Raw genomic sequence first — 14,334 nt, forward strand, 5'->3', positions numbered from 1 at the left:
ATATTCTTCTTTACATATATATTTCAATTTTACCGAAATATAATGTTACTGATTTGGTTGAAATCGCAAAATATATGAACTAAAAAACCGATCTTTTCGATTTAGGAAAGACCGGTTTTCATTATTTTATAAAGTAAGTTTTCCTCCATGATAGCAATAATACTGTGCTGCTTTAAGACTTTTAATCCTATTTAAAGACTGTTCCGCCCTTTCTATATCTAAACAAAAATTCGGATTAGCTATAACTAATTCTCGATTCTCTTGAACCGCTGCATCTCCTGTAATTACACAGTCTAAATTCGGAAAATATAATGAAATATGCCCCGAGGTATGTCCTGGCGTTGCCACTACTTGACATTCATTATTCAAAATCATTTGACCATCATGTACTTTTTCATCGACGGAAATATGTTTTATATTTTTTAACTGTTGTATAAACCATTTGCCAAATTCTTTTTCTTCATTTGGCATACGTTCTAACATTTCTTCAGCTTGAACTAACCTCTCTGATTTTATATCACCATTAATATAGTTAGATTCAATTTCACTAGCAATAACATTAATATTTGGATATTTCATTTTAAAATCATATAAAGCCCCTATATGATCGTCATCATAATGGGTAATAATTATATTCTTTAAGTTTTTCATCTCATATCCATGTTTTAATATTGCATTTTCAATTAAAGGTAAAAAACTTGGATATCCTGTATCGACTAACGTTAATTCATTATGTAATATAATTAAACTTGGATAAATACATTGTTTTTGCCCGTTAAATTCGAATTCAATTGGTAGTTCTATTATTTTCATTTTTCTTCCCCCATACCGCTTATAAAATGCATAATAATAACTAAATCATACACATACATTTTACAATATATATACTATGTAACGGAACACTGTGAATCGTGGCATAATCCACATTATATTATTTTGAACAGGTAATCCCCTATTTTTATGGAAATATATAATAAGAAAAACAATAACATTGATTAATCTCTCACTTCTTTGTCTATCCTTTTAAAAAATCTATGTTTTTGTAAAAGGAGTATTTATATGGAGAAACAGACACTTTGGAAAAAGTTCAAAAAAAGCTCTGTAAACCTCGGTAAATCCAGCGTATATGAAAGTATTATCTTATTCTACACAATGAAAAAGAAAGAATTACCTACTAAAGCGAAATTCATAATATTAGCCGCTTTATCTTATTACGTATTAACAATTGATTTCATTCCAGATATAGCTGCTATTATTGAGATTGGCTTATTAGATGATGTTTTAGCAATCGCTGTAGCGCATAAATATGTTATGCGCCATGCAGATGCGGACAGCCAATATAGACAAAAATAAAACTACTATTCTTCAAATCTATATCGGATATCTACAGCCCCATTTTGGCTTATGTCTACTCGTGCAATTAATTTCTTAAAAATCGGATATAGATTTTCAGCATCCTCTAGCAACTTAAATGCATCTTTTACCTTCTGCTGCTCGACTATCAACGCTTTAACGTCATCCGATTTTAAAATTTCTAACTCTTTTTCTTGTATATTTTTCGCAAAGTTAGCATCTCGTTTGGTAAAAGTTTCTTTATCGATAGATCCACCATCTAAATACAAATCTAATAAACGCTCTCTTTTTATCTCTAATTCTTTCTTTTCTTTTCTTAATTTCTTCTGCTTTTCTTGATGTTTATCTTTATCATTCAATTTAAATACTTTTTCCAAATCTCTCTCTTTTTCCTTTAATTTTCGCAACACAAGAGAACGCAATCTTTCATACCTTAGTCCGGAGTGTTTGACGCAACCACGCCCACCAGTCAACTTATACGTGCCGCACGTTAAATAACCATAATTAAGCTCTTCACCTTCTTTGTTTTTGTATTTGTAAGTGTGTAGAACAAACGGTGAACCACAATGAATACAACGTGCTATTCCTCTTAATTCATTCGTTACTGCTACACGCCGCTTTATTTTTTTATTTATTTTGGGGTTATTTATTTTATCCCATAACAGACGTTCAATTATAGCCGGATGATGATTTTCAAATACTACCCACTTTTCTCTAGGCTCTTGAATCCGCTTTTTTCTTCCGTCTACTTTTACCTCTGTAGACCTCCCCATTACATAATCACCTTTATACATAGGATTCGTAATTATTAGCTTCACAGCCGAATAAGTCCACAATTTCCCAGATCTCTTATACTTACCAACATCATTTAGTGCATTAGAAATTCTCAAATAGCCTAGTCCATTGTCATATAATTCATACATTTCCCGAACAATTTCAGCTTCTTCCTGATTAATCACATATTTCTTATCTACAATTTTATAACCATACGGAACTGTTCCACCAGTGTACTCTCCCCTTCTTACCTTAGCCGCTAGCGCTGCTGATATAGAAACAGATAATGTCTTAGGTAATTGGGATGCAAACATTGCATACATCTCAAACTTCAAATCATTTTTCCCTTCATAATAACTGTCATACCCTTCTTCAATCGTCACCAATCGGACACCATGCCCTAACAGTATCTCCTTGATTTCTAATGCGTCCCTCAAATCTCTTCCCAGTCGATGAATAGATTTAAAAACAACAGTATCTAATTCTTTTTTACGAGCTTTCCCCAAGATCAACTGCATCGCACGTCTTTCTAGCCATGCTGTTCCAGAAACAGCTTCATCTTTATAAATTGAATTTTCATCCCACTCGAATCCGTTTTTTTCAATCCAGTATCTACAGATTTCAATCTGATTTTGAATCGACGAAACTTGCTCATCTTTATCAGTGGATACACGTACATATACAGCATATTTCAACTAATATCATCCTCCCACATCCATCATGATTATGACACCATTATATAACTCCTGGAGTCATATGGCAATCTATTACCAATGTAAAAAGACGACTCTCTACAGTCGTCAAAATAAAAATATATAAATCTCAAAAATTTAGGAGGGGGTAAATAATACACAACAACATCTAATAAAAACAAAAAAGAAAAAGAACCCCCTCTATAAAAAATATACCTTATATATATAATATAAATATATAACTTATAAATATATATTATATATAGAGTATATTATTAGTAATAATATATAGGTAGTATTACTATAAGACTCTAAGATTTTAAGACTATAATTTTCATTTGATTAGGTGCCAGTACTTGTGTACAACTCCGTTTATTCCACCAACAAATTGCACGCCATCTGTTCTCACAGGTGGTTATCTTTTATTTAATAAATTTTTATAGTTAGTTTGGCGAATTAGTAGTAGCTACTTGTAATAGAGCTGTATTTTGAACATTCATAGATTCTAATATAACAGCTGCTTCATTTTGTATATCACCATCCAGGCCAGGAAGTTTACCCAACTCAATGCATTCTTTTAGTATAGAAATTATTTCTTCTTTTGGTTGTTCATATTGCACTAGGAATTTAGCATGTTCAAAGAGGAACTTTTGTTTAATTTTAATGTTCAAGTTACCATTCGAATCGGCATTAGGTTTTTTATTTAATAAATTTATTCCTTTTTTAAAATATTGTACCCCTTTTTTTAAAGCTGTATCGAAATCACAATCTATATTTCTAAAATACCATAATCCCCATGTAGCCATTATATTCGCCTGAGAATCTGTATCTAAGGTATTTATATCTTGTAAACTTTCTAATATAAATTGTGCGTATTCAAAATCTTGTTTTTCTACATATATTTTTGCACTCGTGTATAAGCCTGTGGAAATCAATTTATCACTATTATCTGATGCGAAGGATTTTAAATGTTTAATAAAAACATTTGCTGATTCACGTAAAAATGTACATAATTCTTCATCATGAGTAGATGTAAACGAAAAAGCATGCATGACACCCACGCGTGTCTCCCAACGTTTAATACTATCTAATGAGGGTGATACATTGTATGCACTCATTGAGATATCCATAGATGATTTTAGACTTTCTAAATCAATTGTCTTAGAATCTGTAGTTTTTTTTGTATATCCGTTTACAAAGTAAGCGGATGCTAATCTATCTTTAATTTCGTAAGTATTAGGAAGTATACTATCTAACTGATTCAAGCGCTCAATTGCGGCTGGATACTCATCTTTTTGACGCAAGGCATTAATTACTTGATATTCAAATCCCAAGTCATCCTTATCCGGAATTTTATCTGCCAATTTTATTACCTCATCAAAAAGTCCAGCCATAGTATAATGTTGAGTCATAAGTTCTCTATTATTTTCAATACTACTAATGGCTTTTTGGATTACGTTTTTTGTTAAGCTATGAATAGCGTAATTATCATCAGCATTTCCATATCTAACCGATTTATGATTAACTGATGGGATCCTGTATCTAGCTAGTGTATCAAGTGTTTCAGACAAATGTGTAAACGGTTTTCCAATAAAAGTTGGTGGGAAACACCCTAATTGTTGAGAAACAAGTACAAAAAAATCATCAGAATTATATCCTTCTACAAAGAATGCATATTTGTCATCAGAGAGAAGATCTGATTTTAACATTGTAGAAGGAGGATTATTTTCATAGCCAATCCAGAAGAGACGATGCTCAAAAATTTTCTTTTTTGCTAACAACCTAAAAATAGGATCGTTATTACCACTATATCCAATAACAATCCATAAACTCTTCTGATCAAGTTGATCAAAAATAGGCTGTAAGACTTTAGATTGTGCCTCTACTTCTTCTCCTGTATTACATAAAATAAACCCTGTATGCTGTCCATGTAAATGAATTACAGATTTATCAAATAGTAAATCTGTTCTAAATTCGGAAGAAGTAGTCATATCATAGATAGCTGGAAACTCATTGACTAAGGAACAAGCACGTTGAACCAAATTATCAAAATTAAGTGTTAAAATACGATTTATATATCCATGTTTCAATAGTTGCGCAATAGCTATATGTGTCCAGTTAATCTTTGCATCTTTTACAATTCGGGAGATTAAATTTCTACGTTCGGAAGGTGTAAGTTTAGACATGCAATTAGGATAGTTTTTTTCTTCTGCACGTTTGAATTCCCCAGGGAATTCTTTTTTTATAGCATCAACCATACCTTGTGCTGCAGGAATATTTGCTGTTACAGAACATCCAGCTCCAATTAATAAGTTTACATTTATATTATCTTCTTTAGCCTTTTTCAAAGCCGAAACAACATCTTCTAACTCACGATATATATTAGTTTTTTCCGCTATTAAATTATCATTCTCCAAAGTATCCACTCCTTAAATTCTATATACAAATAATAGCAAATATTTAATAGCAAGTCTTTTTTTAAACTAATTTATTCTGAAAAAGCTACTGCAACTTTCTTTATTTTTTCAGGCTGTAAGCCCATTAACCTAATAATCTTTTCACTGCTATCCCCCCTTAATATTGACAATATTACTTCTTCACCTCCAACGTTTATTATTATTATTCACTTCGGAAAGCTGTACCACTTCCACTGTTATGCCATAGTCGATAATTACAATCCATTATGTTCACATGTACCCAATATTTTTTCAGTACGAAATACCTGAAACCACATACACCTTTGCATACACATCATATTTAGCAGCAAGTTGCTCTAGCTTTTTTTGTCTATATTCTGTCACTGTAAAGAAATGTATCAAAGGTATTTTCCCACTATATTTATTTTTATAATATAATGAAAATTCCCTGTAACGACTCATCTTTTCCGCATTCACATTCATCATCTGAGTCCGATCTATTTCCACGGCGTTTAATATTCCTTCTTCATCCCTATACTTCACATCAGGAATAATTGTCTTCTTTTTATCATTTACTTTATAACGTATAGGTGTTTCTATCTGCCAGTCGTCGGGACAAAACAGATAGAGCCACGCTTCATTTCTCATAAGGCTGTGAGCTAATCGACTATTTGGTACAATCTTTTCTGTATCGTCGAACAGTTCACGACCTTTTTTATTTAAGTAATACACGTACTCTTTTTGGTGCACGGTGTTATTTACATATGGACTGAGATCTTTTAAAATACGATTTGCGTTGCGAATCCCTCCCAGATCGTGCACCGCCATTAGATGCCTACGTGTTGCGAATTTCAGCTTTCTAATCGAGGTCAGAATCGTCATCTGACGGTTTATTTTGATATGTGTCTGGATGTTCATCTTTTTTCACCTCGTATTGTTTTAGATGTTTCCACATCATTTCATCGCTAATAAACGGTACCTGCAGCTCAGTTAGTCGATCCGTTTTATAAATAGCCCTACCAGGTAAGGACGGCAATGTTTCTAGTCCCGATTCATCAAGTACAACCTCAGATGCCTTATATGTCGGTAGCCGAAATCCTAACTTCGCATCAGACATCTGCTTTACTACTGATGGAATTGATGTGACTGTAGGATACTGTGTAGCCAAAATCAAACGAAATCCTAATCCACCTGATACAGTCGCTATATAACTAAGCATATATTGACACTCTTCACGAATTTTATTAACTGGACGTGGTAATCCTTTGGCCGGAGCAAGTACGGCACCCTCATCAACAATAACGAAATACCGATCTTTTTCTTTTGTTTCAACAATATTTTTGTAACCATTTTCCTTCATGAATTTTCCACGCTCTTCGATTTTTTTCATTATTTGTTTTAGTACATGATGTGCTTTTTCTACAGAATCAGCCACTTCTTCCACCTGTTTTAAGCCGCTGAACTCGCTAAATTCCAATCCCTTTTCCTTTAAATCAATTAAATATACGTGAGCATTTTCAGGATTCGCCTCAATCAAAGTAGTAAGTAGTACTTTCATAAATACTGTTTTCCCCATTCGTGTAAGACCACCTAGTACCATATGAGGAGTTTTATCAAAGTCATGATAAATTAACTTCTCGAGGCTTTGCCCCATCGGTACTTGCCATTCACCTTTTTTTACTAGCCCTTCATTCCAACACCACTTTTGTGGGATACGTTTACTGAATACCCGAATCATTATCTTGTAGTTATCGTATTTAATACGTACAGGCTTATTTAATCCTTCACTTACAACATCCTCAACCTTTTGTATTAATTTAGATGGCATCCCTAACGGAAGTTTATATACATAAGTCGTACTACGATCATCTTCTTTTCTTTCGAGAAAAACCGGATAATGTAATTTTTCATCCTTCCTAATTGCAATCCCACTTACTTCAAAGAATACTTGTATTTTCTTTCTATCATCCTCTTTACCTTTTAAACTATCATTTAGTAAAGCGTACCCGAGCGAAACTGCAGGTATTAATAACAATTCAAGCATAGGGGTTCACTCCTTATATATCCTTAAAGGATATAGTTGCTCTTTACTGGAAGGTTTACATACAAGTTGTTTTTCTTATATAACAAAGTGTCCCATGATTCCAGGTTCCATTCCTTCAAAGAAACACCATTAGCACATAACGTAGAAGATACAAAAACGAGCCGGTAAGAGTTGTATACGTCGTCATACGTGGAAGCCAATGTGGAACACTCATCCCCATTTTCTCAGCTACCTTTAGCGCCACTACAGACAATCCTGTCGCTGTCCAAATTACTACAACTTCCCCAGCAAGTGTCATATCGATTCCCTCTTTCTTTTTAGTTGTAATCCTTTTGACGTGAGAATCGGTTGATACTGATTAACCATTTCATCCCATTCAATAATTTCTTCCTCTTCCCCGTATAGATCCTCCATAATATCGTTAGATAAGCTGTAGTAACCGCGGTACTCTTTGTTGTTAGATACTTCGTGTCTTTCCATATGTTTTAGAATAGAGTTTACTTCACCTTTACCCCTGGACTCTTTATACATGCTTCTTAGCTCTTTAGAAGGATACAGATATGGCGTGTCGTTCAAATAATCATATTGCCACCTCATCGTTCATCCCTCCACTGTTTACAGTCCTCTAAGTACGCATCAATCCTTTTCTGAATCCCTATTTCGTTATACGGACCATAAGGCTCTTCTTCTCCTAATAAGTCAACGATATCAGTGTAGTTTGGGTGTTGTAACATATTGTGATTTGCAATGTGATCGTACACACAGCGTACTTCATTTTTGTCGTCCACCTCTGTGTACATGTTGTAAAAAGTTTGGGATGGATACAGCTGCATACGGTTTAAATACTTATACCCAGGTCTCATCGTTCCTCACCTTTCCCCTCTTGATGTCCTTAGTTCCACTTGGTATTCCTCGTGGTCTTGATATAGGTATATGACCTGGAGAATTATTTTTGCACGTCCACACCAATTTTTTTCTTTCTAGCTTGTACTTTTTATAAAGGAATTTATTTCTGTATATAGAAAGTAAATTCTTGAGGTGAGCGTATATGAAGTTTAAATGTAGACTCAAGGTAATCTTTGCAGAGCTTGATATTAAACAGAGTGATTTTGCAAAACGTATCGGAGTTGACGACTCTACCCTTAGTGCAATTGTTCGTAATCGTACTAAACCTAGATTCGATACAGCCTATTTAATCTGTAAGGAACTCGGTAAACCAATTGAGGAGATCTGGACCATCGAGGAGTAATTCCTCCCCCCTCCAGCCTTAATAAGTTTTTATCTTTATTTTTCTTTTTACACTTGACTTTTGTGTTCGGCATACAATCATGGGATGAGGGTACAGGACAACGGCTAGGGCAGAGAATGACTACCTTACAACGCTTCAAAAATAAAAAGCGTCGTAAAGTAGACGTTCTGTCAATCATGGTCTATCGGGTTAAGGAATCCGTATAGTAACACCCTGTTTAAACGCTGTAATTTCTTACACAGCTGACTTTTTACAGATAAAGCTTGTCCTATCTGCAGAAAGAATCAGGAAAGGAAATGCACTACTGGCGTATCCTTCATTACTCGCAACCTATAATTCTTTCATTATCAGCTGCTACCCGTGCCGTAGCACGCCAAGCAACCGCCGTACCGTTAATGGCCGTACTCGCCTAGACTCCTAACAACGCAAACAAGGAAACGTTATTCGTTAGGACGCTTAACTTTCTGACGTTGGCTTAGCTAACCTGTTCAAGTTTAACGAGTGTTAGGTCATTCCTCGTGTGGATCCTCCTCTTAGTTACCTAAAAAAGACAATGGGAAACTAGACCTCGTGCATATCTATTTTTTCGAATAAGGATAGTCACGAGGCTGGAGGTTGTCCGATATTTAGTTAAAGAAAGAGCTTATAGCACATGAGCTATAAGCATATTGATAAGGAATAAAACCGAAGCTACAGTATAAAAACCATAAAACCAAATACAATCAGATTTTGTTTCTAAACCGAAGTAATCGCTTATTCTTTGCATCTATACTGTTCCACCTTTCATATTTATATAAAAGTATGACTCCAGAAGTAAAACTTTGTTAGTACTAATATATAACTCTAGGAGTCATACGTCAATGGTATCCCTAAAAAAGTTTTACTTTGATATGTAAATTGTGTAAAATGTAAAGTAATAAATGATCGGAATGAACGGAGGTATTACCATGAGTTCTATGGTATTCACTTTAGGAGAAACGATGGAGGAAATCGGGATTACCAAAAACAAATTAGCAGTGGAATCAAAAGTTCGTCCAGCAACTATTAGTAATCTAGTTAATGGTGAGGTTGGTCTTGTACGTTTTGATACATTAAAGTCAATCCTGGACGCTTTAAACCAATTAGCTGAAGAAAACGGTGTCGATAAAACCTACCGTATTGAGGACGTTGTACAGTACATAAAATAAATGTACTGTTTTTATTTGTAGATACATTTCTGAATACTCTGATATACTTATTTAAATGTAATAAAGGAGGAGAAATATGGAGACAAAAACAACGGCAGACGGTAATACGTTTATCATTGAAGTGGATCAAAAAAAGAGCTCCGGAAAAGAAAAATTTGGCCGTAAAACTTCATTGGTTTTCGGCATTTTTGGTATCATTTTTTCTGTTATTTTAGGTATCACAATAGTCGGGTTATTTTTCGCTGTTCCACTGTTTCTTTTTTCATTAGGTTTTATATATGCAGCTTTTAAAAAACAAGAAATTCAGTGCCCTAACTGTAATCACAAACAAAGAATTACAAAAGGAAATGGTTATTTTGATTGTGGAAGTTGTAAGAAACGTACTTTAGTAGAGTGGCAGAATGAAAACAAGCCTTCTAATTAGAAGGCTTGTTTTCATAAAGATCTTTAGCTTTTGACAATACCTTTAATGCATTTTCTGGTGGTGTAAATAAATCATCCAATTCTTGTCTACTTATAAAATGCTGTGCAGCTTGCTCAATATTTTCTCCATAAGCAGGTTCTATTTTAAATTTATATTTATTTTTCTCCACCGATTCAATTTCCGTAACTCTACAATTAAGCAATGCAACTGCACTAAATATAGTTAATGTTGCTCCATATAGCTTCACACTTTCTTCTTGCGCATACTGGAACGCCATACCATCTTTTTCTAAGTATTCACTCGTATCTAAAGGTTCACTTGTCGTAGTTGTAAAATCCTCAACATTTACAGAGATTTTATAAGGCGCGCCTTCAATCAGAGATTTATACAATTTCTCAATGTAAAGCATACCATTTTCATCAATTTCTTCATGTGGATTAAATTTTACATTTAACTTTTTACTTATAGCTAATACTTTTTCCCAATAATGTAAAGCACCATTAATTGACTCTCCCTCATTTCCGTTCATAAGAGGTGTTTGAATCGTACCACCTAATTTGATTTTCCCGTTTATAAATCCAATATATAATTTTAATGTTTCTATAATTTCTTCAATATTTTCTGCTTTTGACAGAATTGTATTCACATTAAATGTTAAAGATCCTGTTTCTTCATTAAATATAAAAGTAATTTCAAGCGAACCATTATCTACAGTTTTAAATAAACTTTTTTTCATGTCTGCTAAAGGTTGTCTCTGTACATGAAAAACTTTGAATATCCCTCCCTCATCATAAGCTACTTCTAATGGCTTCGGTTCCGGGAATGGCTCTGGTACTAATTCAAATTTTGTTTTGCCGTCTAAATATCTTTTTGGTCTAAATGGATCCTTAACTAGTTCAGCAATAGGTTTTCGTTCCCCATTTATTATCACACTTATCCCATCGGTTTCTACAATTTGTTGCGTACGGTATAAAAATTCTTGTAATTCTTCTGGAGAACTAAGCTGCAGACCATCGGGTAATTTTATTTTAATATTCGAAAGTGTGAATTTTATATCACTCCCCTCTTCTGCAACTACTTTAACGTGCCTTGCATCTATTGGAACATATTTCAAACCACCACCTAGTTCTTCACTCAATACATCTAAAACCTCCTGAGGTATGTTAGGAATTGTACTTTCATCCCTCTTAAATGCCTGTTTAAAATTAGAAAACATATTATCACCAATCCTTATTAATATCATCCCAAACAATTATCTTTGAAACTAGCAACATTTTTTCATAATCATTAATATCTAATTCATTTGTTATAAAATGAATTAACTGCTCTCTATAGTTTTCGTTTTTAACTATCAAATGTTTAATATCTTCATACTTATATTCCAACCAAAATTCTCGTATACGACCTAAAGCGATTGAATAGTTTAGGTATGCTTCTGGAGACATATGATCTTTAGGTAATACCAACGGTAAATTTCCTCGACCATTCATTTCTGGAATATATCGCCATTCGCGTTCATCATGAAAATTACGTGTAGCGTAATCATCTTCTGCATTAGATATTCTCATCATGCCTTCCAAAGGTTTTATATAAAGTAACTTGGTTAAAAGAAAATTTTGATGTTCTATCAACAAATCGTTGTCTTCATCACCGCTTCTCAACGTTTTCGTAAACAACTCAGCAAACTCTTTATGTAATGGTGAATGAACATTTATATATTGAATAGGTTGAACACCAGCATTTATTCCCCATTCTTTTTTTAACCCTATACCAAATTCCCCGTATTTTGTCATATGAGGTGTAAGCCGCTTTAAATGTATATCACAAAAGCAAGTCATAGGAAAACAAATTTTTTTTTCGTCTCCTAAACCAAATACTTCTATACTCTCCTCATTGTATCTTGGCGAAAAAGCTTTCCTTCTTAAGTTTTCTGTTAACCACTCAAACCTCCCAGTAAAATTAAATAATGTATTTGCGCTTTGTTTAGAAGATAAATCTTTTTCGTATTTTTCCTCGTTTACAATTTTAGGAGGATCAATTTCCATAACTTTATTTCCAGCACCTATTTCTGTTATTTGACCGCCCATTAGTACAATCCACTCCTCTACAACAAACATTTTATACAAACAAAATCATATTACAAAAAAATTTCAAAATAACAAAACTAACGTCTGTTTAAGCACCTACTTTTTTATTTTCATTTTCTTTAAGTAGTTGAATTTGCCTTTCCAGCTCTTCTACCCGCTGAACGTATTTTTTATGTTGAATTTGTTGTTCTTGAGAAATACGTTTATTTCTAAATCCAGTTATCATAAAAACGTATCCCAAAGTCGCAACACTTACACCTGTACTTAGAGTATCAAGCGCATCTTTATTGGATATTATATCCATTTTCAAATTAGGCATTACGATAATACCCATAGCTGCAAACAGATAAAGTAATCCATTAATTATAGATGATTTCAAATTTTTCTTTTTCTCGTAATAATACATTTCATCAAAAAAATCTACCGAAGTTAAGCAAAACCCTGCAAATGAAACACCTATTACCAAACTTGAAGGAATAATAGTGACACGTATTAAATAAAAAAGGCCTAACAAAACAATAGATAGTCCTATACATATGGTAAGATTTTCTGCCTCATTCCCTCCTTGTTCTCTCATTTTATCACCTCCTTATAATTCTAACTAAAGATACCCCATACTCTCATCCCATTAAATACAGGAATAAAATAGTAATTAACCCGTGATTATCCAAAGGTTTTGTAGTAATATTTATTTTATATATACATATCAAATTATTCAAGGTAGGAGTTGTTTTATATATGGCCGGTATAAACTTAAATGGATTTAAAAAATTCTTAGAACCATATGATAAGATCCAAAAAGAACACAAGCAATTCATTAATAAACTCTATCTTTCAGATTATACTTTCAAAGGCGATTGTGGCGAAATGGATCGTTCAGATTTATGGGAAGGTATGGAAAGAGCTAATGATTTATACAACCAAATTAACGCACTAATTCCACTTATCGAAGGCGGCTTTACAATTGTTGAAACCAAGAACCAAGAGGACTATGAAAACAAACTACGTAATTTGAAAGAGTTTAAAGAAGATGTAGTAGAAGGGTATGAGAAATGCAAACGATTATTTGATCCCACTGATTTAGAAAGAAAAACTATGAGCAGTTTTAATGTTGATTAATATTAAATGTACCAATAAAAAAGCAAGCTATTATTTTGTAATATATTTTACTTTTCAAATTTTACATAGCCACCTGAAACCCACTGATCGCCACCAACATTATACCAACCATCTTTACATCCCCACGTTTGATATTTTTCGCCTTGGTACACATTTTTCACGATGCCGTAATTAGTTCCTGGACCAGTGCGAACGCGTAATACATCCGCTGTAATAGTCACGACACCAACGCCATCATTTGAAGGCTTCGAAGGTTCTGGTGCATTCCTTCCAGTATAATTAATATATGATGGGTCGTTATAAACCCACTGGTCGCCACCAAGGTTTAGCCAGCCATTTGACTCACCCCATACTTGATAGCATTCTCCTTTACCTAACTTACGAATAATTGCATATCCAGTCCCAGGTCCTTTTCGTAAATTCACGTTATCGCCATTAATATAAGCAACTTCTGTACTATCGTTTGAAGGTGGAGTAGGTTTTTGTATTACTGGATTATTACTTCCGTTATATGCATTTTGGACTCTTTCAATAAAGCTATTCCAACGTTCTTCTGCTAACATACGATGAGGACAATACTTTCCACTCCATGATTGGTGTGTGCGAACTTTACTAATTGGAATATTATACTGTTTCATGAGTTGGGCTACAACGATAGCTGCATTATCTTCTGCTTTATAATATCGATCTCCACCGTTTAAAGAGAAGCAGATTTCAACTCCAATAGATTTACGATTTCCGTTACCACCACCATCACCGCAATGCCAAGCGTTACGCTCTAAAGGAATTCCTTGTACAGCTTCTTTATCATCTACCGCAATATGAAAAGAGACTTGATTATCATTACGAATCATATATGCTATTTCATTTGCTGCTGTAGCATCGTTATAAGTATTGTGGACAGTAATGAATTCTGGATTCATCGTATAGGGGCATTTTGTACCATATTTACTTGGGTCAACTAAATTTTTTCTAATTTCCATTACTC

General features: G+C 33.7%; 18 protein-coding genes. 5 read left to right on the forward strand and 13 right to left on the reverse strand.

Annotated elements, in window-relative coordinates:
* Window positions 1–126: 126 nt before the first annotated feature.
* Complete coding sequence (locus DN403_RS16055) at window positions 127–813, reverse strand: MBL fold metallo-hydrolase (RefSeq protein ID WP_016098505.1); 687 nt, start codon at window positions 811–813, stop codon at window positions 127–129.
* A 246-nt stretch (window positions 814–1,059) separates the two neighbouring features.
* Between DN403_RS16055 and DN403_RS16060 the strand changes: the two genes are divergently transcribed.
* Window positions 1,060–1,353, forward strand: a complete 294-nt coding sequence (locus DN403_RS16060) for a YkvA family protein (protein ID WP_149185580.1) — start codon at window positions 1,060–1,062, stop codon at window positions 1,351–1,353.
* 5 nt (window positions 1,354–1,358) lie between these two features.
* Here DN403_RS16060 and DN403_RS16065 read toward each other — a convergent pair whose 3' ends face one another.
* The 7 genes from DN403_RS16065 to DN403_RS16095 all read right to left on the reverse strand — a co-directional run bounded on the left by DN403_RS16065 (window position 1,359) and on the right by DN403_RS16095 (window position 8,143).
* Window positions 1,359–2,822: a recombinase family protein gene (locus tag DN403_RS16065; RefSeq protein WP_149185581.1), complete on the reverse strand. Its 1,464-nt coding sequence runs from the start codon at window positions 2,820–2,822 to the stop codon at window positions 1,359–1,361.
* A gap of 440 nt (window positions 2,823–3,262) precedes the next feature.
* On the reverse strand, window positions 3,263–5,236 hold the full coding sequence (locus tag DN403_RS16070) for an SIR2 family NAD-dependent protein deacylase (RefSeq protein WP_255451990.1): 1,974 nt from the start codon (window positions 5,234–5,236) through the stop codon (window positions 3,263–3,265).
* Window positions 5,237–5,527: 291 nt separating this feature from the next.
* Window positions 5,528–6,154: a replication-relaxation family protein gene (locus DN403_RS16075; RefSeq protein ID WP_149185582.1), complete on the reverse strand. Its 627-nt coding sequence runs from the start codon at window positions 6,152–6,154 to the stop codon at window positions 5,528–5,530.
* A complete protein-coding gene (locus tag DN403_RS16080; protein ID WP_149185583.1) occupies window positions 6,096–7,280 on the reverse strand; it encodes an FtsK/SpoIIIE domain-containing protein in 1,185 nt (394 codons plus the stop codon). Before DN403_RS16080 ends, DN403_RS16075 begins: the two co-directional genes overlap by 59 nt.
* Window positions 7,281–7,395: 115 nt before the next feature.
* A complete protein-coding gene (locus DN403_RS16085) occupies window positions 7,396–7,578 on the reverse strand; it encodes a hypothetical protein (protein WP_097947386.1) in 183 nt (60 codons plus the stop codon).
* A complete protein-coding gene (locus DN403_RS16090; RefSeq protein ID WP_098850683.1) occupies window positions 7,575–7,877 on the reverse strand; it encodes a hypothetical protein in 303 nt (100 codons plus the stop codon). The genes DN403_RS16085 and DN403_RS16090 overlap by 4 nt, the downstream gene beginning before the upstream one ends.
* Entirely contained in the window at window positions 7,874–8,143 is a 270-nt protein-coding gene (locus DN403_RS16095; protein WP_149185584.1) for a hypothetical protein, read from the reverse strand. Before DN403_RS16095 ends, DN403_RS16090 begins: the two co-directional genes overlap by 4 nt.
* A 185-nt stretch (window positions 8,144–8,328) precedes the next feature.
* Between DN403_RS16095 and DN403_RS16100 the strand changes: the two genes are divergently transcribed.
* The gene (locus tag DN403_RS16100) at window positions 8,329–8,529 is read left to right on the forward strand and encodes a helix-turn-helix transcriptional regulator (RefSeq protein WP_000669091.1); all 201 of its coding nucleotides are present in this window, start codon (window positions 8,329–8,331) and stop codon (window positions 8,527–8,529) included.
* A gap of 643 nt (window positions 8,530–9,172) precedes the next feature.
* On the opposite strand, the gene DN403_RS16105 is transcribed toward DN403_RS16100, so the two are convergent.
* Complete coding sequence (locus tag DN403_RS16105) at window positions 9,173–9,295, reverse strand: DUF3961 domain-containing protein (protein WP_118043470.1); 123 nt, start codon at window positions 9,293–9,295, stop codon at window positions 9,173–9,175.
* Window positions 9,296–9,476: 181 nt separating this feature from the next.
* On the opposite strand from DN403_RS16105, the gene DN403_RS16110 reads away from it, so the two are divergent.
* Together DN403_RS16110 and DN403_RS16115 are read left to right on the forward strand one after the other, a co-directional pair.
* On the forward strand, window positions 9,477–9,716 hold the full coding sequence (locus tag DN403_RS16110; protein WP_000097410.1) for a helix-turn-helix domain-containing protein: 240 nt from the start codon (window positions 9,477–9,479) through the stop codon (window positions 9,714–9,716).
* Window positions 9,717–9,792: 76 nt separating this feature from the next.
* On the forward strand, window positions 9,793–10,140 hold the full coding sequence (locus tag DN403_RS16115) for a hypothetical protein (protein WP_149185585.1): 348 nt from the start codon (window positions 9,793–9,795) through the stop codon (window positions 10,138–10,140).
* On the opposite strand, the gene DN403_RS16120 is transcribed toward DN403_RS16115, so the two are convergent.
* From DN403_RS16120 to DN403_RS16130, 3 genes are all read right to left on the reverse strand, one after another.
* A complete protein-coding gene (locus DN403_RS16120; RefSeq protein WP_346655096.1) occupies window positions 10,133–11,383 on the reverse strand; it encodes an abortive infection system toxin AbiGii family protein in 1,251 nt (416 codons plus the stop codon). The genes DN403_RS16115 and DN403_RS16120 overlap by 8 nt on opposite strands.
* Window positions 11,361–12,227: an abortive infection system antitoxin AbiGi family protein gene (locus DN403_RS16125; protein WP_179958934.1), complete on the reverse strand. Its 867-nt coding sequence runs from the start codon at window positions 12,225–12,227 to the stop codon at window positions 11,361–11,363. The genes DN403_RS16120 and DN403_RS16125 overlap by 23 nt, the downstream gene beginning before the upstream one ends.
* Before the next feature lie 88 nt (window positions 12,228–12,315).
* Complete coding sequence (locus DN403_RS16130) at window positions 12,316–12,804, reverse strand: hypothetical protein (RefSeq protein ID WP_149185588.1); 489 nt, start codon at window positions 12,802–12,804, stop codon at window positions 12,316–12,318.
* A 161-nt stretch (window positions 12,805–12,965) separates the two neighbouring features.
* Between DN403_RS16130 and DN403_RS16135 the strand changes: the two genes are divergently transcribed.
* Window positions 12,966–13,346 (forward strand): hypothetical protein, encoded by a 381-nt coding sequence (locus DN403_RS16135; protein WP_149185589.1) that lies wholly within the window; start codon window positions 12,966–12,968, stop codon window positions 13,344–13,346.
* Between the two features lie 47 nt (window positions 13,347–13,393).
* On the opposite strand, the gene DN403_RS16140 is transcribed toward DN403_RS16135, so the two are convergent.
* Window positions 13,394–14,329 (reverse strand): N-acetylmuramoyl-L-alanine amidase, encoded by a 936-nt coding sequence (locus DN403_RS16140; RefSeq protein WP_149185590.1) that lies wholly within the window; start codon window positions 14,327–14,329, stop codon window positions 13,394–13,396.
* Window positions 14,330–14,334: the final 5 nt, after the last annotated feature.

It is taken from the genome of Bacillus sp. AY2-1 (assembly GCF_008368965.1).
In the GTDB taxonomy this organism is placed as follows: Bacteria; Bacillota; Bacilli; order Bacillales; family Bacillaceae_G; genus Bacillus_A; species Bacillus_A thuringiensis_S.